This window comes from Actinobacillus genomosp. 1 (genome assembly GCF_029774175.1).
In the GTDB taxonomy this organism is placed as follows: Bacteria; Pseudomonadota; Gammaproteobacteria; order Enterobacterales; family Pasteurellaceae; genus Actinobacillus.
Window position 1 is genome coordinate 384,558 of record NZ_CP103834.1, and the last position, 22,306, is coordinate 406,863.

A 22,306-nucleotide genomic window follows, 5' to 3' on the forward strand; every position below is an offset into this window, starting at 1 on the left:
TAGTATTTTTAACCGCTTGTTTCACAAGCAAAAATCCCCATAACAGTCATAGTTTTTGAATCGTGTTCGGATATTGATGTACCGAAAATTATCGTGCCGGCTTCATTGCTTATCGAATGAATTCCATCCAGAATTAGATTAATTTCGTCAAGTTCGAGATTTAAGCCTGATTGTATATTGAGAAGGACAGCATTAACTTGACTGGAATATCTAAATTTAGCCTGTTCGATAAATTTATTTATAATTAATTCTACTCTATTTTTTCCAGACGCAGATTCGATTATGAAAAATGCGTTAGCCGCTCCCGAAAGGATTGAGCAAACATCTTGAATATCAATATTAATTAACCCCGGACAGGACATTATATTCGGTAGGTGTGAAAATTGAATTAATCTTTGTTCAAGATGATTTTTCGCTTCTTGCTCAGCTAATTGATAAATTTCACACTCTTTCTGTAAGTCAAAATGTACTATGCAACTGTGATCAGTATAGAGTTTTTTCGTACGTTCAATAATTTGAGCATTTTCTTGTAAATATTGGGCAGCAATCACTACAAGCGTGTTGTTACTTGTTTGAATCAATGCTTGAGCAATATTAAAGTCTTCTTCATTATCAATATCAACATAGATCAGTAAGAAATCGACACCTTTGAGTAATTCTATCGCTTTTTGTTGCTGTTCTGCCGAGGTTACAAGTAATTTATGATGTGCCATCACTTTACTTAAACGCTGTTCATTGTGATCAATGGCAATATAAAACACATTTTCAGCTGGCTTTTTTATCATTTTCTGAATAAGTTTACCGCCTGATTCGCCAATACCGATAAGGCGAATAATTAGATTATTTGGTTCTTGTATTGGAACAAACATATTTCCTCCATAGTGAGTTATGGTTTATAGAAATTGATGTGAAACGGGGGCTTTTAGTGATAATGCTTAATACGTTGAATAGGGGGATTTTGGGCGATTGACTGCCCTACGGTTGTAAAACGATTTTAGTTTGTAGCACTTTCTAGTTAAACTTTTGAAAAGTGAACAAATTTTACGAAACATATTCAGTGACCTATATAAACAAAATGTAATTTATCAGCCGTTATCGTAAATGATTAATACGACATTTCGTGTCGTTTTGAATTACTGCGATTATTTTTATAAAAAATCACTCAAATCTGACCGCTTGTTGGCGTACAATAACAAAATTCAGAGATAGATTATGAGGTATAAAATGGCGGAAGAACCGATTCGTTTGACGCAATACAGTCACGGTGCGGGTTGAGGCTGTAAAATTTCTCCTAAGGTGTTAGGGACAATTTTACAAAGTCAGCTGGAAAAATTTGTTGATCCGAATTTATTAGTGGGTAATGAGACCGCCGATGATGCCGCTGTGTATGATATCGGTAATGGCGTTGGCATTATCAGCACGACGGACTTTTTTATGCCGATTGTGGACGATCCGTTTGATTTTGGGCGCATTGCGGCGGCAAATGCGTTAAGTGATGTGTTTGCGATGGGCGGTAAGCCGATTATGGCGATTGCCATTTTAGGCTTTCCGGTAAACAAGTTGCCGGCGGAAGTGGCGCAAAAAATTGTGGAAGGCGGGCGTTTTGCTTGTCAGCAAGCCGGTATTGCCTTAGCTGGCGGTCATTCGATTGATTCGCCTGAGCCGATTTTCGGGCTGGCGGTAACCGGTATGGTTAGCACCGAACAGGTGAAAAAGAATGCTTCGGCAGAAGTCGGTTGCGAACTGTTTTTGACTAAACCGCTTGGTATCGGCGTATTAACAACCGCTGAGAAAAAAGGTTTATTGAAAGCGGAACATCAGAATCTTGCACGTGACGTGATGTGTCAAATTAATTTAATTGGTGCGCAATTCTCACAGTTAGCGGATGTGACGGCAATGACGGATGTAACCGGTTTCGGTTTGTTAGGGCATTTAAGTGAAATTTGCCAAGGCTCTAATCTGCGTGCCGAAGTGAATTTTGCTGAAATTCATACGTTAGACGGTGTAAAAGACTATATAGCGCAGGGTGCTGTACCGGGTGGGACAAATCGTAACTTTGACAGCTATGGCCATCTGATTTCAGCCATGACCGATGAGCAAAAGGCGATTTTATGCGATCCGCAAACTTCCGGCGGTTTGTTAATTGCAGTACGTCCGCAAGCGGTCGAAAAAGTGCAACAAATTGCAAACCAAGCCAATGTGCCTTTATTTAGGGTTGGTCGTTTGCTTGAAGCGGACGATGCGAAGCCGTTAATTGAAGTCATTTAAGCGGAAAAGCGAGGAGCGGATATGCATAAGCCTAATATCACTTTAGCCTGTGTGGTGCATTGCAAAGGTAAATTTTTGTTTGTGGAAGAAATTGAATATGGTAAACGAACCTTAAACCAACCGGCAGGGCATTTGGAAGCAAATGAAACATTGTTGGAAGGAGCGAGTAGAGAGTTATTTGAGGAAACCGGTATTCGTGCACAAATGCAAAGGGTGATCAAAATTTATCAATGGCACGCACCTCGTTCACAAACCGATTATTTACGTTTTGTATTTGCGGTCGAGTTAGAAGATTTTGCGCTGATTGCGCCACAGGATAGCGATATTACTCAAGGTTTTTGGCTGAGTTTAGAGGAATTTAAGCATTTTATTCAGCAAGAGGGACAGTGCGAACGTAATCCGTTAGTCAGCCAGTCTATTGCAGATTATTTGAGTGGCGAAAGTTATCCGCTTGATGTGTTACGTGTGTTTGAATAAGAGGTGGAAATGGCAGAGCAATTTGATGTGGTCATTGTTGGCGGAGCGGTAACCGGTTCGGTATTGGCATTGGCGTTAAGTAGCTTGTCACAGCATAAAATGCGGATTGCAATCGTTGAAAAACAGTTGCCTGATTATGCGCAACAAGGCGGTTTCGACGCTCGTAGTATCGCTTTAGCGCAAGGCAGTTTGCAAAAAATTGCCCAAATTCGACCGCTTGTCGGCAGCGCACTTGCCGAACAAATTCAGCAAATTTCGACACCGATTCAGCAGATTCAAGTGTCGGATCTCGGGCATTTCGGTAAAACGACATTAAAAGCGAGTGAACTGAATTTAGCACAATTAGGTGTTGTGGTTGAGCTTGCCAAATTAGGTAAAAATTTGACCGCTTGTATTGAGCGACAGCCGAATATCCGTTGTTTTTGTCCGAATCAAATTGTTCATTTCGAACGTTCACAAACTGATGTTTTGCTTACGTTACAAAACGGCGAACAGATTCGCACACAATTAATGGTAGCGGCAGACGGGATTCAATCCCAAATCGCTCGGCAGTGTGGTATTGAAACTGAGATATTAAAGGATTATCAACAATCGGCTTTAATTGCAAATGTTGAAATTAGTGAACCGCATCAAGGGCAGGCTTTTGAGCGATTTACGACGCAAGGCCCGTTAGCGTTGTTGCCGTTAAGCGATAATCGAATGTCATTAGTGTGGTGTGTGAAGCAAGCAGAGGATTTGACAGATCTTTCCGATGAAGCATTTCTTTCGCAATTACAGCAGCAATTCGGTTGGAAATTAGGGAGGTTTGAGAGAGTCAGTAAGCGGTTTGTTTATCCGCTCACTTCGCAAAAAGCACAATCGCATATTCATCATCGTTTGGCGATAGTCGGCAATGCAGCGCAATTATTGCATCCGGTTGCGGGGCAGGGCTTTAATCTTGGCATGCGAGATCTGTTTACCCTTGCACAGCTGTTGGCAAAAGCCTTTGCAGAAGGGAAAGATTTAGGTGAATTTGCGCTATTAAATCAATTTGAACAATCAAGAAAGCAAGATCAAGCACAAATTATCGGATTAACAAGCGGTCTGATTTCGCTGTTTTCTTGCGATTTCTTACCGCTACAAGCGGTCAGAAATTTAGGTTTATTTGCAATTTCGCATAGTAAGTTATTGCGAGAAAATATTGCGAATAAGGCATTGGGTTGGCAATAAAGTGAAAGGACGCATTAGCGTCCTTTTGTTTATAGCTGATATTTCTTCATCAATTTCAATTTCTCATTGGAGATTTCATTGCCTAATTGAGAGATGATTTTTCCTTTATCTTGTACCGATTGAGCCAATGCATCATCAGGTTGCGATTCTAATTTAATCATATCCCTAAAGGTTTCTTGGCTTAATTGTAATGCCCTTAATCCGATATTTTTGATAGGAAGAATCTCATCGTTTTGAATATCCAAATAACTTAGTGAAGCTTCAATGGTATCGACTTCTTCTAAGTAGTTTTGCATTGCATCAATTCTTGAAGGCGTATTCTGGGCAACTTCTAAGCTGTGCATTGTCAGTAAAGTTGCTTGAACATAGTCGTTGCCATACACTTCATCCCAATGATAAAAACGTTGGAAATCTGCTTGAGGAGAATGATTTTCTCCCAAATTTACACAACCGATAAGACCTAAAATAAAAGAAAAAGAAAGGGGAATTTTTATAATTTTAAACATTATGATGTCGTTTTTAGAATAGAAAACGGCTAGCAAAGACTAGCCGTCGAATTATATTATTTTTGAGCTGGAGCTGGAGCTGGAGCTGGAGCTGGAGCTGGAGCTGGAGCTGGAGCTGGAGCTGGACCATATTTCGTCGCTAATTCAGCTTCAATTTTTTGGCCTTCCGCCGCAATTTTATCTAATTGAGCTTGTAATTCACCGAACGCTTTATGTGCATCGGGTGTAGGGTTTTTTGCCAGTTTATCATTTTCACTGATCATTTTTGCACCTAATGCCATTGCTTCAAGTGCTTTATCTTTAAGTGCATTTACCTGTGCGTCTTTAAGATCCAGTGTAGCCGCACTTTTTTGAATATTTTCAATTTGAGAGAGAATCGCTTTGTTCATCGTATCTTGAACCACTGCCGGATCTTTAGATTTTTCACCTAATTTTTCAATTTCGCTGTTAATAGCCTCACCGATAGATTTTTCTTGTACTTGTTGCCATTCTTGGAATTTTTTGTAATCTTCCGCACCGGTATTTACAACCTGTTCAGCCGGTTTTGCCGTTTCAGCCGGCGTTTGGGTTGTTGGTGTTGCGGCAGGTGCTGCTTGTTCTGTAGTCGGTTTATTTGCCGGTTTATCACAAGCGGTTAAAAATAAAGCGAATAATGCGGTTGCACTGATTTTTGTGAATTTAGTCATTTTCTTACCTGTTTATGTGGAAAAAGGTTAGAACGTTTCTGCTCTAACCTTTGTATATTTTAACGCTATATCTGAATTATTTTTCAAATTTTGCTTTTAAGTCAGATTGTAATTTTTGAAGCTCTTGTGCCGCTTGATTTAATTGTTGCGCTTTAGCTTGGATAGCTTGTTGAGCTTCTGCGGTAGGCGCAGCCATTACTTTTACTTGTTCGGAAATAACTTCGTTTGATAAACCTAAAACCGCTTTAGTTTTATCTTTTAATGCTTTGATTTCTTCGCTTTTCACATCAACCGCATCTAAGCTTTTTAAGGTTTCTTGAACTTTACCTGCAAACGTATTTAATACTGTTTCTAATGCTTTAGGATCTTTTTGAGCTTGGCTCATTACTTCGGTTAATTGTTTTTGTAATTCAGCTTGAGCGGTTGCTTGAGTTTGCTCCTGAACTTGATACCATTCTTGGAATTTTTTGTAATCCGCCGCTGGATCCGCTTTGTTACATGCCGTTACGCTAAACGCTAAAAGTGCGACTGCACCGATTGTTGCTAGTTTTTTCATTCGTTTTCCTTAAAAAATAAGATGAACAATTCCCTTTATAGGGTGTAATCTATTGTACCGACAATAGACTGTTGCTGAAAAGGATAGTTCAGTAAAAATTTACCTGTTTATATTATCTGACTAAAAAACAAGCAAGTCAAACGCCAATGGCCTGTTCAATCAATAATTTTTTTAAAATCGGTAATTGGTTAGTTGCGGATAAGCCAATTCCGCGGATTAATTTTTTGACCGGATGATCCCCTTGGAACAATTGTTTTAAGCCTTCCATTGCGGTAAGTAGTTTTACGGCTTCCGCTTTACGTGTTCGTTCGAAACGACGTAAATGACGGTATTCGCCGATATCATGACCTAGCATTAAATGTTGTCGGACTTCTTGCGCAAGAGTGATTGCATCGGCAAAACCTAAATTAACGCCTAAACCGGCAAGCGGGTGAATCGTATGTGCCGCATCGCCGATTAAAGCAATACGAGATTGAGCGAAGTCTCTTGCATAACGTGCGGTTAGCGGATAGGTCGCTCGTTCGCTTTGTAATTCGACTAAGCCTAGTCGGTTATCAAAAGCAATGGTCAGCTCCCGATTAAATTGTTGTACTTCACAATGTTGTAACTGTTTTGCTTTCTCCGTAGGTAAAGACCAGACGATAGAGCATAAATGTTCATCCGCTAATGGTAAAAATGCCAGAATACTATCGGCGGAAAAATTTTGGCGAGCGGTATGAGTATGAGGTTCAGCGGTTTTTACATTACATACCAATGCGGTTTGCTCATAATCTTTGCTTATAAGCGGAATATACATTTGTCGGCGAAGCCAAGAATTGGCTCCATCCGCTCCGACAACTAATTTGGCTGAAATCATTTCGCCGCTTGCTAAGGTAAGGAAGGCTCCGTTTTCGCTAACTCCGACGGTATTGGGTTCGCTTAGGATGATTTCTACGTTATCTTGCCGGCTGACTTGTTGCCATAATGCCGATTGAATTTGATTATTTTCAATGATATATCCAAGTTTATCCAAACCTAATTGTTGAATACTTGTATCGCTATTATCAAACTCAATTTGGGCAAAGCTATCTTGCTCCCATACCGACATTTTTTGGTAGGGCGATAAGCGTTCCGTCTGAATAAGCTGTAATGCACCGACTTGCTCAAGCATTTTTTCACTGGTTGCATTAATCGCACTTACTCGATTTGAAAAAGTTTTCGTGGTTTGCGGCACTTGTTTTTCAATAATCTTAATTTGACTCTCGGTATTTTTCAGTAGTGCCGCGAATGCAAGCCCGACCATACCGCCGCCAATAATGATAATATCTGCTGATTTCATATCAATATCGTTTATAAATGAGAAGCGGTCAGATTTTCCGATAAATTTGTAAAAATTTATCTAAATTTGACCGCTTTACGGATTAACTTATTTTTTGTGGTGTTTTTCCAGACTACGATGGCGAATTTGCACGTCTTTATCTCGACTTTGGAAATATTTCGCTAATTGTTCGGCAATAAAGACGGAACGATGTTTTCCACCGGTACAACCGATAGCAATTGTCAGATAGCTACGGTTATTTTTTTCTAACATCGGCAACCACATTTCTAAATAATTGCGTGTTTGATAGATAAAATTATGCACTTCGGTTTGACGTTCAAGGAAGTCAATAACCGGTTGTTCCAAGCCTGTCATTGGGCGTAATTCCGGATTCCAATGAGGATTAGGCAAGAAACGCACGTCAAATACGTAATCGGCGTCGGCAGGTAAACCGTATTTAAAACCGAAAGATTCAAAGACGATTTTTAGTGCCTTATCCGTAGAGCCGCGCAAAATGCCACGTAAATTTTCCGCTAATTCGTGTGAGGAAATATTTGTGGTATCGATGATATAATTGGCTTGTTGATAAAGCGGTTCAAGTAACGTAGCTTCCAAATCAATCGCACTTTCTAACGAGAGATCTTTTGTCGATAAAGGATGTAAACGTCGTGTATCGCTGTAGCGCCGAATTAACGTATTACGCTCGCAATCTAAAAAGATGATTTTAGTTTGAATTGTCAGTTTTGATAATTGATCCAATAATTCTTCGATACTTTCCGGGTTTTCGGGAATATTACGAATATCAAGGCTAACTACCGCAGAACGACCGGAATTAGATAAAAATCCGGCTAATTCCGGAATTAACGGAAGCGGAAGGTTATCAACACAATAATAACCCACGTCTTCTAAGGCTCTAAGCGCAACGGATTTACCGGAACCGGAACGCCCGCTTATAATGATTAATTCCATAGGTTTCCTCAAAAATTATTATTGCTCAAGCATTTGAGTATCCGCATAAGATAATAATTGCCAAATTTCTTCGGCATTATTTGCGGAACGCAGCTGCTTCGTTAATGTTTTATCATTTAAACGTTGGGCTATTTCTTGTAACCCGTTTTTATATTGTTCACAGCAACTGCTTGGGATCATGATCGCATAAACGAGATCAACTTCCTTATTATCAAGGGCTTCATAATCAATCGGTTTTTCCAATTGAATAAAAGCCGCTATCGGTTTATCGATAGATACCGTTGCCGACTCTGGTAATTTCGCGTGTGGTAAAGCGATACCGTTATTAATACTGGTTGAGCCTAGCTTTTCCCGTTTAAATAGAGTTCCGAAACATTCTATCGGACAAAGTCCGTCATCGTCGGAACAAGCGGTCGATTTATTGGCGGATTCGGCAATGATTTTTCCGGCTAATTCAAGCACTCTTTTTTTACTTGAAACCAGTACCCCTTGACGAATATTTTCGGGGCTAAGAAATTCGGTTAATTTCATATTATTCACACTCAAGCGGATATTGATCAAATTATCCGCTTAATGGAGATTAAAGCTTAAATTGATCGCCTAAGTAAACTCGTTTTACGTCAGTGTTATTTAAAACTTCTTCCGGGGTTCCGCTTGCAATCATTTGCCCGCTACCTACGATATAAGCTCGTTCACACACATCGAGCGTTTCACGTACATTATGGTCGGTAATTAACACCCCCAACCCTCGTTCTTTTAAATTTACGATAATCTTTTTAATATCGATAACCGAAATGGGATCGACACCGGCAAACGGCTCATCCAATAAAATAAACTGCGGATTTGCGGCAAGAGCACGAGCGATTTCAACGCGACGGCGTTCCCCACCGGAAAGCGATTGACCGAGGCTATTACGGATATGCTCAATATGAAATTCGCTGATTAATTCATCGGCTCGGGCTTTGCGCTGTTGGCTAGTCAAGTCTTTACGTACTTGAAGCACCGCCATTAAATTATCATAAACGCTTAAACGGCGGAAAATAGAAGCTTCTTGCGGTAAATAGCCGATTCCTTGTTTTGCGCGATCGTGCATTGGTAGAAGGCTGATATCTTGATCATCAATACGAATTTGACCTTGATCGTGACGTACTAAGCCGACCACCATATAAAAGGTTGTCGTTTTACCGGCACCGTTAGGACCGAGAAGTCCCACGATTTCACCGGCTTTTACATTTAAGCTGACATCTTTAACCACTTGGCGATTTTTATAGCTTTTCGCTAAATGTTCGGCATAAAGCGTTGGCATTGGCATTACCTATTTTTTGTTATCGTTTAATTCATTCGGAATAAGTATCGTTTTTACACGAGATTTATTTCCGCTGTTAGCTTTAAGTTGTTGTTTTTTCACATCATAAGTAATTTTACTGGCTTTGATAAAACTACCTTGTTGTTTTAATTCCGCATTACCGACCAAGGTTAAAAATTCGGAATTTAAATCATAGTGAACGCTATTACCTTTTCCGTTTACCGGCTTACCGTTATCCAGCGTTTGCTGGAAAGTAACCGGTGAACCGCTTGCTTCAAGCGTTTCTTTTTTACCTTCTTGGCGAATAATGGTTACTTTATCTGCGGTCACTTTAATCGAACCTTGGGTAATGACGACATTATCACTAAATGTTACCACATTACTATTCATATCAAGCGATTGGCTACCCGAATCAATATTGATCGGTTGATCGGTATCGCCTTTAAGCGCATAAGATGAGAGGCTTGTACTTAATAAAGCCATAAAAACCATAGATTTTATTGCAAATTTCATGATGTATCCTTTAGAGATAATTCGCTAATTTTTCTTTTCGTCGTTAGATTGCTGAATAACAGTGGGTTCAAGATAGGTTTTTACATCTTTGGTAATGGTAGCCACCTGCCGTTTTAAATTACCCTTCAATCCCATACCGGTCGTGCTGATACCTAATCCGACGGATTTTACTACACTCTCGGTAGCAATATCTTGCGTATTCAGATCAATACTAAGTTTGTCCGTTTCAATTTTTTGTAAACGAGCATTCATATCCAATGCTTGCAGTTTGACGTTACCGTCTAAATTCAGTATTTTTTCTTTTGTAATTTCTGCGTGATCCGCACTGACTTTCCATTGTTTAAGGGAAGTCTCACTATCAAATAATTCCACTAAGGGTTTAATAAATTCGGTTCGCTCGGTCGTTTCGTAGCGTTTTATTTCTTCCGCTTCGGCAAAATATTGCGGCTTACCTTTTAGATCATAAACAGAAGTGGTTATTTTATTCCCGGTATAATCGGGATTACCTTCTTTCTTAATTAATTGATCCAAGCCGTCATTTTCCGGTTTTTGTTGGCTGACGTACCAGCCGCCCAAAGCCGCTACAATAATTAATAAAATGATATTTAGGCGGATATTCATAAAAATCTAAATAGAGTAAAAAAGGATTGGTAATACTAACATAATTTTTAGAAGGGATATAGCAATGGGAAGCGGGAAATCACGTAAGAGTGAGTAAACTTTCATAGAAATCAGACCGCTTATTTAACACAAGCGGTCTGATTTTTGCGTAATTTTACAAGCTAACCGGTATTACGCATACCCGCCGCAATACCTGTAATCGTGATCATTAACGCCTGTTCTAATTGTGGATCTCTTACTTCTCCTTGATTACGTAAACGTTGTAATAATTCGACTTGTAATAAGTTGAGCGGGTCGGTATAAACGTTACGTAAAGCGATAGATTCTGCAATCCAAGGTAAATCCGCCATCAATTGACCGTCATGTGCCAATGTCAGCACGGTTTGAATATCCGCAGACAATTGGGCACGTAATGCTTGACCTAAATGATGTAATTCTTTGGCGACTAAACGTTGATCGTAATGTTCGGCAAGCCACAAATCCGCTTTAGAGAACACCATTTCCAGCATACCGATCCGAGTAGAGAAGAAAGGCCACTCATTACACATTTCTTTAAGTGTGTTTTCCTCGCCTTGTTCAATCATTTGGCGAAGTGCTGCACCGGCACCGAGCCAAGCCGGTAACATAAGACGGTTTTGCATCCAAGCGAAAATCCATGGAATTGCACGTAAGCTTTCTACCCCACCGTTCGGATTACGTTTTGCCGGACGGGAGCCAAGCGGTAATTTTCCTAATTCTTGCTCCGGTGTCGCACTACGGAAATAAGGTACGAAATCCGGTTCGCCGCGTACAATACCTCGATAAATTTCACAGGAAATATCTGCGCCTTTATCCATAATCTCACGCCACGTCCGTTTAGGTTCCGGCGGCGGCAGTAGGTTAGCTTCCAATATTGCACTGGCATAGAGATTTAACGTTTCGACCGCAACCGCAGGCAAACCGAGTTTGAAACGAATCATTTCACCTTGTTCGGTGACACGTAAACCGGATTTTAATGAGCGAGGCGGTTGCGATAATAATGCCGCGTGTGCCGGCGCACCACCACGACCGACAGTACCGCCGCGACCGTGGAATAACACTAATTCGATATGGTATTTTTCCGCTAAATTGACTAAGGCTTCCTGAGCTCGATATTGCGCCCAACTTGCCGCTAACATTCCGGCGTCTTTCGCCGAATCCGAATAGCCGATCATTACCATTTGATAATTATTGATCACACCGCGATACCAACCGATATTAAATAAATCGGTCATCACTTTTTCACTATGATCTAAGTCGTCTAATGTTTCGAACAGCGGAGCAACCGGTAAGGTATAGTTACAACCCGCTTCTTTCAATAATAAATGTACCGCCAATACATCGGAAGCTTCGCGCGCCATCGATATGACATAAGCGGAAATCGTGCCTTCCGGCTGCTGAGCGACCACTTTACAGGTATCTAAAATTTCTTGCGTTTCAGGGCTTGGCGTCCAATTAGTCGGCACTAAAGGACGGCGAGAGCTTAATTCACGTACTAAGAACGCTTGTTTGTCGTCTTCCGTCCATTGTGAGTAATCGCCTAAACCGATATAGCGAGTGATTTCGGCAATCGCCGTTTCGTGGCGGGTGCTTTCTTGACGAATATCTAAACGAGATAAGCCTAAACCGAAGCAACGAATACGGCGTAAGCAGTCTAATAAACCGCCGTTTGCAATAATACGCATACCGCAAGCCTGTAATGATTTATAGCAATCATAAAGCGGCTCCCATAAATCATTGTCACAAGTGATAATTTCACTTGGCTCAATCGTGGTTACTTTACCTTCAATCAGCTCGCCAAAGTAAGTTTGTGTTTTCTGTAATTTTGTACGTAACCCTTTCACTACAACACGATAAGGTTCAACATGATCACCGTATTTTGCACGGAATTCAGGCGTACACTGTACAATAGAAAGCTCTTCGGCTAAATCACTAACATCATTTAGAAATAATTCCGCCGCTTTCCAGCGATTCATTCGTAATACTTTTTGGGTGATTTCAGCGGTAACAAACGGGTTACCGTCACGGTCACCGCCCATCCAAGAAGAAAAGCGAACCGGAGAAAGCGCAACGTCATGCTGCAGGCCGAAATGTTTTTCTAATTGGAAATTCAGCTCACGGCAAAAATCGGGTACGGCTTTCCATAAGCTGTTTTCAATAATTGCCATACCCCATTTAGCTTCATCAACCGGAGTCGGGCGAGCAGCACGGATCTCATTGGTATGCCATGCAAGTGCAATCAGCTGCATTAAACGACGTTTAAGTTTGGTTTGTTCCGCATCGGTCAAATCATCATGTTCTAACTGACCTAAACATTTATTGATTTCGACGTGTTTATGTACCAACGAACGGCGAGTCACTTCGGTCGGGTGTGCGGTTAAGACTAACTCAATCAATAACTTTTCAATTGTGTTAATCACGTTTTCAACCGGTGTATTTTGCGCTTTCAAACGAGCGAATAAAGCACTTAAGGAGCGATTACCTAAAGAATCATCATGATGATGTCGGGAAATGGTTTGATATTGTTCGGCAATATTGGTGAGATTTAAGAATTGACTGAAAGCACGTGCAACGGGCAGTACGTTTTCGGTAGAAATATTAGCGAGTTTATCCAGTAATTGTTCACGTGCTTTTTCATTGCCTGCACGAGAATCTCTTGAAAGCACTCGGATGCTTTCAATTAATTCCAATATTTCATTGCCTTGGGCTTCTCGAATGGTTTCGCCTAAAAAATCACCAAGCATATGGATGTTGTTACGCATAGCGGAGTATGGCTGATTCATAATTTTTTCCTATGTATTGCATAAATTTAACTAGGGGTAGATATACCTAAAACGAGTCAAAATAGCAATAAGGAATTAATTAATTTCATAAAATAATGATAAAACGCAATAAATAATGGCATTTATTTTAAACAAAAAAATAAGCGGTTAAATTTCTGAAGTTTTTTGCAAATTTCTTCCAAGATTTAACCGCTTATGATGTATTTTAAATGTGTTTACCAGCTGCCGCCTGCGCCGCCACCGCCGGAAGAACCGCCACCGAAGCTATCGCCGCTACCTCGACTTCCACCGCCGAATCCACCGGAAGAACCGCCACCGAATCCACCGCCGAAACCGCCTCTACGGCGAGATGAATTAATGATAATTCTACCTAATTGATCCGCCGCACTCGGGCTGATGTATTGATCATTTCTGCCCGGACGAAAGATTAAGAAAATCGCGATACCGGCAACAAGGAAGAACAGTAAGCCGTCAATTTGGTCTAATGACTCTTTACCCGCATCTTCACCATAACTGTTATAAGCGGCGTATTCGCCGTTAATTGCCGCCATAATCGCAGATAAACCGCTGGCGATACCTTCCGCATATAAATTTTGTTTGAAGTACGGCGTAATATTATGACGAATAATGGTTGAAGCTATCGCATCAGGTAATGCGCCTTCTAAGCCTCGACCGGTTGCGATAAACAATTTCCGATCATTTTTAGCAATCAGCAATAAGATACCGTTATTTTCATTATTTTTAGTACGTCCGATTCCCCATTTATTAAATAAATTATGCGAATAGCTTGCGACATCCTCGCCGTTGGTGGACGGCACAATCACCACAATAATTTGTGAACTGGTTTTCGTACGGTTGGCAATTAGCGCATCTTCTAAGGTTCGCCATTCTTGCTGGGTTAAGGTTTTGGTGTAATCGGTCACATAATAAAAAGGATTCGGTGCAGCAGGGTAGTTATCCGCAGCAGTGGCTTTTAATGCAAAAAAGCTAAATAAGATGAACCAAAACGGCTTAAAGAATGCTTTTATCATTTAATCACCACCTCATTTGACAACTCATTCATATCATCATGCTGACGAGGGAAATAAGTTGCAAGTTGAACTTCAACTTGTTTGATGCCTTGACAAAGTGCTTTGGTATAGTCCGCTTGTTGGCATTGCAGTTTCATCGCATCATAGACCGATTGCCAAAAAACTTGCCCGACTTTTTCATGAATCGCTTGATCACCGACAATCGCTAAATTATGCGGTTTGAAAGAGAGATAAATCAGCACACCGTTACGTTCCGCCGTTTCTCGCATTTTTAATTCATCAAAGAGCTGATTCGCTCGTGCCATAGCATCGGCTTTTCCTTTGGCTTTACGTTCGACCACGACACGTAATTCGGCGGAGGTTTGCTGCTCTAAATGCGAAATTGCCTGTTCGATTCGTTGAGTATCGACAGGCAATTTATTTGAAAGAAAAGAAAATAATTTCATAGAGTTATCACTAAATTCACAAAAACACGGAATATTTTTAAGCATTCCGTGTTTTTGTGTAAGAGATTAATTAAAGTTTACGCTTGGTGCTTTTTCCGAGCCTGCTTCAGCTTTGAATTGCGGTTTAGCTTTAAAGCCCATAATCATTGCTGCAAGTTTAGTCGGGAATTCACGTACTTGTTTATTGTATTCTTTTACTGCTGCGTTGAAATTATTACGTTCAACATTGATACGGTTTTCCGTACCTTCTAACTGTGCTTGAAGATTTAAGAAACCTTCGTGCGCTTTTAATTCGGGATATTTTTCAACTGAAACTAATAAGCGAGAAAGCGCTGAATTTACGCCTTGTTGCGCTTCTTGGAATTTTGCCATTTGTTCTTCAGTTGCATTATTTGGATCAATGGTTACCGCCGTCGCTTTAGCTCGCGCTTCAATCACGGATGTTAAAGTTTCTTTTTCAAAGTTGGCTTGACCTTTTACCGTATTTACTAAGTTAGGAATTAAGTCCGCACGGCGTTGATAAGCGGATTCTACATTTCCCCACACTGAGTTGATGTCTTCTTCCGCACGCATTAAGTCGTTATATTTGGTTAAAGAGAAACCGCCGATCGCAACTACGGCAATCACTAAGATCCAAAAAATTTTTTTCATATTAAAAAGTCCTATTTAGGGTTAAAAAACGGGCGGATTTTATAAGCAAGCGGTCTAATTTCCTAGCAAACTTACAAAAGTTTTCAGAAAAAACGAGATATATTGGAGAAAAAAACGGAGCTAAAAAGCTCCGTTTTTTTATCATCAAGAAAATTATTCTGATGCTTTTTGTTTGATTGCTGCGTAAATCACACCGGTTACCACTGAGCCGATTGCGATTGCCGCTAAATACATTAACGGTTGTGAAACGAACGGAATCACAAATAAACCGCCGTGTGGTGCTTGGAGTGTGATAGCAAATGCCATTGAGATCGCACCTGCAGTTGCACCGCCTAACACAGAACTGATAATGACACGCACAGGATCTGCCGCAACAAACGGTAACGCACCTTCAGAAATAAAGCATAAACCTAATACGAATGAAGCTTTACCCGCATCACGTTGGTTAGTCGTAAATTTATTACGTGCGATTAAAGTTGCAATCGCCATACCGATAGGTGGAACCATACCCGCCGCCATAACTGCTGCCATTGGCGTATATTGTTGCGAGGCGATTAAACCGACACCGAACGTATATGCCGCTTTATTTACCGGGCCACCCATATCGATACACATCATTGCACCAAGGATTGCACCTAAGATAATCGCATTTGCTTGACCCATTGAATTTAACCATTCAACTAAAGCATCCATGATGCCTTTTACCGGTGGGTTGATGAGGTAAATCATCGCTAAACCGACAATCGCAGAACCTAACAACGGTAGAATTAAAATCGGTTTAAGCGAAGTTAAACTTGCCGGTAATTGAATCACGCCGTTTAAGAATTTCACGGTATAACCTGCAAGGAAACCGGCAACGATACCGCCTAAAATCCCCGCACCGGCTGTCGTTGCTAACATACCGCCGATTAAACCGACCGCTAACCCCGGACGGTCTGCGATAGAAAATGCGACATAACCGGCAAATACTGCGATCATTAAGTGGAATGCCGCACCACCACCGATATCCATTAACGCTTTCGGTAAGCCGCCTGCGATGGTTTCATCTTTGAACGCTTCAATCCCGAACATAAATGAAATTGCAATTAATAAACCACCGGCAACCACTAACGGTAACATATGCGAAACGCCGGTCATTAAGTGTTTATATAAACCTTTTTTCTCACCGCTTGCCGAACCTTCAGCTTGTTGTGCAGCCGTTGTGCCACCTTGATAAACGGTTGCTTGTGCAAACGCTTTTTCAAATTCTTGTGCTGTTTTCTTCAAGGCTAAACCGGTTGAGGTACGGTACATCGGTTTACCTTTGAATTTGTCTAAATCCACGTCAATATCCGCCGCCACAAAGACTAAGTCCGCCGCTGCAATTTCTTCTGCAGAAATCGGATTGCCTGCACCAACCTGACCACGCGTTTCAACTTTAACGTTCCAACCTTGCGCTTTAGCGTAGTTTTCGATAGCTTCCGCAGACATAAAGGTATGTGCTACACCAGTCGGGCAAGCTGTGACCGCTACGATGTTTTTCACACCTGAATTTGATACGCTAGAAACGGTGGCATTTGCAAAAGTTTTTGCATTTTCGACCGCTTGTTTAAGAGTCGTTTCCGGTTGAGCGAAGGCTTGGTCTAAATTCACCACCGCACCTTGTTTACCGGCAGCAATAGTCGGAATTTCATCGTTAAATAACACGACAAAATCAGCTTGTTCAGCGTTTACAACTTGATGGCCTTGTTGCTTGGCTGCCGCTGATAATACTTCATTCACGAGGAAAGCACGGGCTTTACCTAGTGATTGAGGGAATACAAAGGAAATATTCATTTTGAGATCCTTATAAATAAGTTTGAGAAAATTTATTCCCCCCTCTTTAGTAAAGAGGGGTAGGGGGAGATTTGATGACAAATTATTAGCTTAATCGGGTTAATTTCACCTGTGCCACAATCTCATCTAGGGCATTTCGATCGCTGATACCGACATTGCTTTGTGATACCGCTAATGCTGACGTACCGCTTGCGAAGGCAAGTGTTTTCGCTTTGTCCCAACCTTGAGCAAGCCCATAAATTAGGCCAGCCACCATCGAATCGCCGGCACCGACCGTACTCACGACATTTTGGCAACGAGGCGGCTGCGCTTGAACCACGCCTTCGCTGTTGAGCCATACGGAACCGTCTGCGCCCATTGAAATAATCACGTTCTCAATACCACCGGCACGTAATTCTTGTGCCGTTGCAATCACTTCTTCTAAGCTGTTTAACGGACGATTCGCCCAAACTTCTAACTCACGACGATTCGGTTTTACTAACCACGGATGGGCTTTTAAACCTTCAGTTAATGCCGCATTGCTGCTGTCTAATACAACTTTTAAGCATTGTTGGTGAAGTGATTCCAACCATTGTGAGAATTGTTGTGCCGTTACACCACGAGGGAGTGAACCGCATACCGCCACCAAATCAAACTCTTTTGCCCATTGCTGTGATTGAGCGGTAAAGTTTGCCCAATCTTCGGCGCTAATTTCAAACCCTAAGAAGTTTAAGTCTGTCACGTCCGCTTCGGTTTCGGTAATTTTTACGTTAATACGAGTTTTACCATCAATACGATAGAATTGATCATCCACACCGTTTTGTTTAAACGATTGAACGAAATCGCCTTGATTTTCAGTACCTAAAAAACCGCTAACTGCTAATTTAACACCAAGATCCGCCAATACTTTCGCTACGTTGATACCTTTACCGGCAGGGTATAAACCTAAGGTTTCAACGGTATTTACTTCGCCCACTTCAATGCGTTTGAGACGACCGACTAAATCGAATGCCGGATTTAAGGTGACGGTTGCAATACGTAATTGTTGTGTCATCGTTGGTTCCTTAATTACTCGCCTAAACCCGCAGCAATCGCCGCACCGATACCGTCAATCGCTTTTTGGGCGTCATCACCGGTTGCTACGAAACGTAAGCAGTGACCTTTGACCACCCCTAACGCGACAATTTTCATTAGGCTTTTCGCACTGACTAGTTGAGTGTTACGATCTAAGTTTTGTACAACGATAGTCGCATTATATTTTTTCACTTCATTGACTAACACCGCACTTGGGCGAGCGTGTAAGCCGTGTTCGTTTTGAATCACGAATGTACCTTCCACTTGACCCTCCACCGCAGGCTCGGAAGCGGTCGAATTTGCAGAATTTTTTGCAGATTCAACCGCTTGCGGTTGTGCCGCACCTTCAATAGTGTCTTCAATTGCAGGCACGAATGAAACACTTTCGCCTAAGCCTTCTACGAATGCTTTTGCCAACGCTTCGATCGCTTGTTGAGCGTCTTCACCTTCCGCCACAAAACGTAAGCGGTGTGCTTGGCTTGCACCTAACGCTACCACTTTCATCGTGCTTTTCGCATTCGCCGGTGCAGTACCGCGATCTAAGTTTTCAACGGTTACTTTTGCTGCAAACGGTTTCAACGTTTGCACTAATACCGCACTTGGACGAGCGTGTAAGCCGTTGTCGTTACGTACGGTAAATGTACCGATAACTTGACCTGAAGCCGGTTGTTCGGAAGCGGTCGGATTCTGTACGGAATTTGCAATATTTTCACCGTTAAAAAGTGCCACGATTTGTGCGGCGGAAGCGGTTGCAAATCGGCTACGAATATCACTATTCAACAAATAGGTAAGTTGGCTTTGTAAACTATTGTCGGTTGCGGCAACGGTAATGACCGTCTGACCGGAGGTATTACGCGCAACCGCCACTCCGTTTGATTGATTGCCTTTCGCTGAATCGGCAAGATAAATATCATTGCCTAAATTAAGCGGTTGGCTTGAGATAACTTCGCTGACGAACGCTTGATTTACATAGCCGCTTTCTTGCAGTTTTGCAGCATTAATCGCAGAAAGCGTCACAAGGCTCGGCGAGTCGATATTTAATGAGATAAGTGTTTCGGTTAAGCTCGGTAAGGTTTTTTTGCCGCTCAGTACACTGATAAACTCATCCATATCCTGAGTATTCGCTAATAATTCTGCAGCAGCTTCATCGCTTAATACGCCGGTTAATTGACGTAATAGGGCTAAATGCTCGTCAGATTTGGCGGCGATACCGATAACAACATAGGCTTTGTTACCTTCACCCCATTCAATCCCTTGAGGAAATTGGTAAATTTGCACACCGGTTTCTTTCACTAAATGACGGGTATCCAATGTACCGTGCGGAATCGCAATACCGTTACCTAAAAAGGTTGAGGTTTGAGTTTCGCGAGCAAGCATTCCGGTTTCATAACCTTCCGCAACGTGACCGTTTGCAACCAATCCGGCGGCAACAAGTTTGATCGCTTCATCTTTATTGTTTACCGAGCTATTTAAGCAGATATTTTTTGCCGATAAATTTAGCATCGTAACTCCTTATCAGATTTAATTTTCAAAATAAAAATATTGTCTGATATTGTAACTCATATTCTGCTAAATCGTTCTAGCACGCTGAAAAAAATATCAGAAAGTGTGATCTACTTCTCATATATCAATATAAAAATATGACTTAAATCACAAAAATGAACAATGTTTCGACCAAGGTTATTAGAAAATGTTATGATGCAAACGTTTTCGTAGTAAGGAAGACAATCATTGGAAGTTGGAAAAACGGGGATGGCAGTAGAATGAAAACATATACGTACTCTAAGCAAGATTTATCTTTTATTGAGCAACTCTCTCAAGCTTATTGTAAAGATCCTTTCTCTTATCTTGGTTTACATCAAGTTGATGATGTGAGCGTGATTCGTGTTTTTCTACCGGAAGCGACAACGGTAAAAATTATCGGTGAAAACGGTGAAATTCTTTCCGAAGCTTTGAAAATAGACGATTGCGGTTTGTTTGTCGCTACGTTAGCGGAACAATACACTGTATTAAATTACCGTTTACGAGTCGGCTATTCTTTGGCAGAAATCGACCTCGAAGATCCTTACCGTTTTAATTCTTCTCTTTTGCCGATGGATAACTGGCTATTGGCGGAAGGAACACATCTTCGTCCTTATGAAACATTAGGCGCGCATTTTAAAACGCAACAAGGGGTATCCGGGGTACATTTTTCCGTTTGGGCACCGAATGCTCGCCGTGTGTCGGTAGTGGGCGATTTTAACTATTGGGACGGACGGTTAAATCCGATGCGTTTTCATTCGGAAAGTGGTATTTGGGATATTTTCCTACCTAATGTGGAACAAGGTGCATTATATAAATTCGAAATCTTAGACGGTAACGGCAATATTCGCTTGAAATCGGACCCTTATGCGTTTGCATCGCAATTCAGACCGGATACGGCATCCGTAGTAACCGGGTTACCGGAAAAAATGGAAGTGGATGCTAAATTACGTCATGCAAATAATCCTGATCAACCGATTTCAATTTATGAAGTGCATCTCGGTTCGTGGCGTCGTCATCTCGAAAATAATTATTGGCTGAATTATGAAGAGATTGCCAACGAGCTAATTCCTTATGTTAAAGATATGGGTTTTACTCATATTGAGTTATTACCGATTACCGAATATCCGTTTGACGGTTCGTGGGGTTATCAGCCGACAGGACTTTATGCGCCGACCAGCCGATTCGGTTCGCCGGCAGATTTACGTACCTTGATTCGTAAAGCGCATGAAGCGGGAATCAATGTGATTCTTGATTGGGTCGTCGGACATTTCCCAACCGATTCGCACGGTTTAATGGAATTTGACGGTTCTCATTTATATGAGCATCAAGATCCGAGAGAAGGTTATCATCAAGATTGGAATACCTTAATTTTTAATTACGGTCGTAATGAGGTATTTAATTATCTTTCCAGCAACGCACTGTATTGGACGGAAAGGTTCGGTATTGACGGTTTACGAGTCGATGCGGTTTCTTCAATGATTTACCGTGACTATTCCCGTAAAGACGGCGAGTGGATTCCGAATCAATACGGCGGACGAGAAAATTTAGAAGCACTCGATTTCCTACGCAAAACTAATCAAATGTTAGAAAAAGAAGGCAACGGTGCGGTTGTAATTGCGGAAGAGTCCACTTCATTCGCCGGTATTACGCATAGTCCGGCGGAAAACGGCGTCGGCTTCGACTATAAATGGAATATGGGCTGGATGAACGATACCTTACGTTATATGTCGCTCGATCCGATTTACCGTCAATATCATCATGACTGGATGACTTTCGGCATGATGTATCAATATAGCGAAAAATTCGTGTTACCGCTTTCACATGACGAAGTAGTGCATGGTAAAGGTTCTATTCTCGGTAAAATGTCAGGTGATTGTTGGCAGAAATTTGCGAATTTAAGAGCTTATTACGGTTATATGTGGGGTTACCCGGGTAAAAAATTACTGTTTATGGGCAATGAATTTGCCCAAGGTCGCGAATGGAATTATAACGAGAGCCTTGATTGGTTCTTATTAGGCGAACAAGGCGGCGGTTGGCATAAAGGCGTGCTGAATTGGGTGCGTGATTTAAATCGTACTTACCAAAAATATCCGGCACTTTATCAATTGGATTACGATCCCGCCGGTTTTGAATGGTTAGTAGTGGATGATTGGAAGCAATCTATCTTTGCTTTCGAACGTAAAGCGAAAAACGGTGAGAGTGTGATTGTCGTGAGTAACTTTACGCCGATTGTACGTCATAACTATCGTATCGGTGTACATCAAGACGGTACTTATACTGAACTTTTAAATTCGGATGCGGCTTATTATGAAGGTAGTAATGTAGGGAACTACGGTGAGATTAAATGCGAAGCAGTCGAATCGCACGGTAAACCGTACTCTATTGAATTATCCATTCCACCGTTATCGACCATTTTCATTGCTTGTCAGCCTAAGCCTAAAAAAGCGATTGAAACCGAACAAGACATCGTACAAATGGCGGAAGTTGCGATGCAAAAGGTATTGAAGCCCGCTAAAAAAGCGGTAGTCGCAAAAGCCAAAACACATAAAAAGAATCATAAAAATAAGAAGTAGTAAA

General features: G+C 41.4%; 21 protein-coding genes. 4 read left to right on the forward strand and 17 right to left on the reverse strand.

All coding sequences use genetic code 11. From position 1 onward, the window contains the following. Positions 1-8 precede the first annotated feature (8 nt). On the reverse strand, positions 9-869 hold the full coding sequence (locus tag NYR63_RS01810) for a cell division protein FtsZ (RefSeq protein ID WP_279457907.1): 861 nt from the start codon (positions 867-869) through the stop codon (positions 9-11). A 355-nt stretch (positions 870-1,224) separates the two neighbouring features. Here NYR63_RS01810 and selD point away from each other — a divergent pair, with 355 nt between their 5' ends. From selD to ubiH, 3 genes are read left to right on the forward strand one after another with little or no spacing between them, the layout of a single operon-like run. Further along, positions 1,225-2,268: a selenide, water dikinase SelD gene (gene selD, locus NYR63_RS01815; RefSeq protein ID WP_279457908.1), complete on the forward strand. Its 1,044-nt coding sequence runs from the start codon at positions 1,225-1,227 to the stop codon at positions 2,266-2,268. A gap of 21 nt (positions 2,269-2,289) precedes the next feature. Next, on the forward strand, positions 2,290-2,745 hold the full coding sequence (locus tag NYR63_RS01820; RefSeq protein WP_279457909.1) for an NUDIX hydrolase: 456 nt from the start codon (positions 2,290-2,292) through the stop codon (positions 2,743-2,745). Between the two features lie 9 nt (positions 2,746-2,754). Then, a complete protein-coding gene (ubiH, locus tag NYR63_RS01825) occupies positions 2,755-3,954 on the forward strand; it encodes a 2-octaprenyl-6-methoxyphenyl hydroxylase (protein ID WP_279457910.1) in 1,200 nt (399 codons plus the stop codon). Between the two features lie 29 nt (positions 3,955-3,983). On the opposite strand, the gene NYR63_RS01830 is transcribed toward ubiH, so the two are convergent. The 16 genes from NYR63_RS01830 to fruB all read right to left on the reverse strand — a co-directional run bounded on the left by NYR63_RS01830 (position 3,984) and on the right by fruB (position 19,708). Further along, positions 3,984-4,460, reverse strand: coding sequence for a hypothetical protein (locus NYR63_RS01830; RefSeq protein WP_005611477.1), 477 nt, complete (start codon positions 4,458-4,460; stop codon positions 3,984-3,986). A gap of 56 nt (positions 4,461-4,516) precedes the next feature. Continuing rightward, the gene (locus tag NYR63_RS01835; protein ID WP_279457911.1) at positions 4,517-5,146 is read right to left on the reverse strand and encodes a lipoprotein Hlp; all 630 of its coding nucleotides are present in this window, start codon (positions 5,144-5,146) and stop codon (positions 4,517-4,519) included. 76 nt (positions 5,147-5,222) lie between these two features. After that, complete coding sequence (locus tag NYR63_RS01840; RefSeq protein WP_279457912.1) at positions 5,223-5,702, reverse strand: hypothetical protein; 480 nt, start codon at positions 5,700-5,702, stop codon at positions 5,223-5,225. Between the two features lie 136 nt (positions 5,703-5,838). After that, a complete protein-coding gene (locus NYR63_RS01845; RefSeq protein WP_279457913.1) occupies positions 5,839-7,020 on the reverse strand; it encodes an FAD-dependent monooxygenase in 1,182 nt (393 codons plus the stop codon). Between the two features lie 87 nt (positions 7,021-7,107). Then, complete coding sequence (rapZ, locus tag NYR63_RS01850) at positions 7,108-7,968, reverse strand: RNase adapter RapZ (RefSeq protein WP_279457914.1); 861 nt, start codon at positions 7,966-7,968, stop codon at positions 7,108-7,110. Positions 7,969-7,986: 18 nt separating this feature from the next. Beyond that, positions 7,987-8,499 (reverse strand): PTS sugar transporter subunit IIA, encoded by a 513-nt coding sequence (locus NYR63_RS01855; RefSeq protein ID WP_279457915.1) that lies wholly within the window; start codon positions 8,497-8,499, stop codon positions 7,987-7,989. Positions 8,500-8,548: 49 nt separating this feature from the next. After that, positions 8,549-9,274: an LPS export ABC transporter ATP-binding protein gene (gene lptB, locus NYR63_RS01860; protein ID WP_279457916.1), complete on the reverse strand. Its 726-nt coding sequence runs from the start codon at positions 9,272-9,274 to the stop codon at positions 8,549-8,551. A gap of 9 nt (positions 9,275-9,283) precedes the next feature. Continuing rightward, positions 9,284-9,787 carry a lipopolysaccharide transport periplasmic protein LptA gene (gene lptA / locus NYR63_RS01865; protein ID WP_279457917.1) on the reverse strand — a complete coding sequence of 168 codons (504 nt, stop codon included), beginning with the start codon at positions 9,785-9,787 and terminating at the stop codon, positions 9,284-9,286. A gap of 24 nt (positions 9,788-9,811) precedes the next feature. After that, a complete protein-coding gene (gene lptC, locus NYR63_RS01870; protein WP_279457918.1) occupies positions 9,812-10,408 on the reverse strand; it encodes an LPS export ABC transporter periplasmic protein LptC in 597 nt (198 codons plus the stop codon). 161 nt (positions 10,409-10,569) lie between these two features. Next, a complete protein-coding gene (ppc, locus tag NYR63_RS01875) occupies positions 10,570-13,209 on the reverse strand; it encodes a phosphoenolpyruvate carboxylase (RefSeq protein WP_279457920.1) in 2,640 nt (879 codons plus the stop codon). A 215-nt stretch (positions 13,210-13,424) separates the two neighbouring features. Further along, complete coding sequence (locus NYR63_RS01880; protein ID WP_279457921.1) at positions 13,425-14,240, reverse strand: TPM domain-containing protein; 816 nt, start codon at positions 14,238-14,240, stop codon at positions 13,425-13,427. Next, a complete protein-coding gene (locus tag NYR63_RS01885) occupies positions 14,237-14,686 on the reverse strand; it encodes a TPM domain-containing protein (RefSeq protein WP_279457922.1) in 450 nt (149 codons plus the stop codon). Before NYR63_RS01885 ends, NYR63_RS01880 begins: the two co-directional genes overlap by 4 nt. A gap of 66 nt (positions 14,687-14,752) precedes the next feature. Next, positions 14,753-15,337 carry a LemA family protein gene (locus NYR63_RS01890; protein WP_005600442.1) on the reverse strand — a complete coding sequence of 195 codons (585 nt, stop codon included), beginning with the start codon at positions 15,335-15,337 and terminating at the stop codon, positions 14,753-14,755. A 153-nt stretch (positions 15,338-15,490) separates the two neighbouring features. Further along, entirely contained in the window at positions 15,491-17,152 is a 1,662-nt protein-coding gene (locus NYR63_RS01895) for a fructose-specific PTS transporter subunit EIIC (RefSeq protein WP_279457923.1), read from the reverse strand. Between the two features lie 85 nt (positions 17,153-17,237). After that, entirely contained in the window at positions 17,238-18,185 is a 948-nt protein-coding gene (gene fruK, locus NYR63_RS01900) for a 1-phosphofructokinase (protein WP_279457924.1), read from the reverse strand. 14 nt (positions 18,186-18,199) lie between these two features. Continuing rightward, positions 18,200-19,708 (reverse strand): fused PTS fructose transporter subunit IIA/HPr protein, encoded by a 1,509-nt coding sequence (fruB, locus tag NYR63_RS01905; RefSeq protein ID WP_279457925.1) that lies wholly within the window; start codon positions 19,706-19,708, stop codon positions 18,200-18,202. Between the two features lie 260 nt (positions 19,709-19,968). On the opposite strand from fruB, the gene glgB reads away from it, so the two are divergent. Continuing rightward, entirely contained in the window at positions 19,969-22,302 is a 2,334-nt protein-coding gene (glgB, locus tag NYR63_RS01910; protein ID WP_279457926.1) for a 1,4-alpha-glucan branching protein GlgB, read from the forward strand. Positions 22,303-22,306 lie beyond the last annotated feature (4 nt).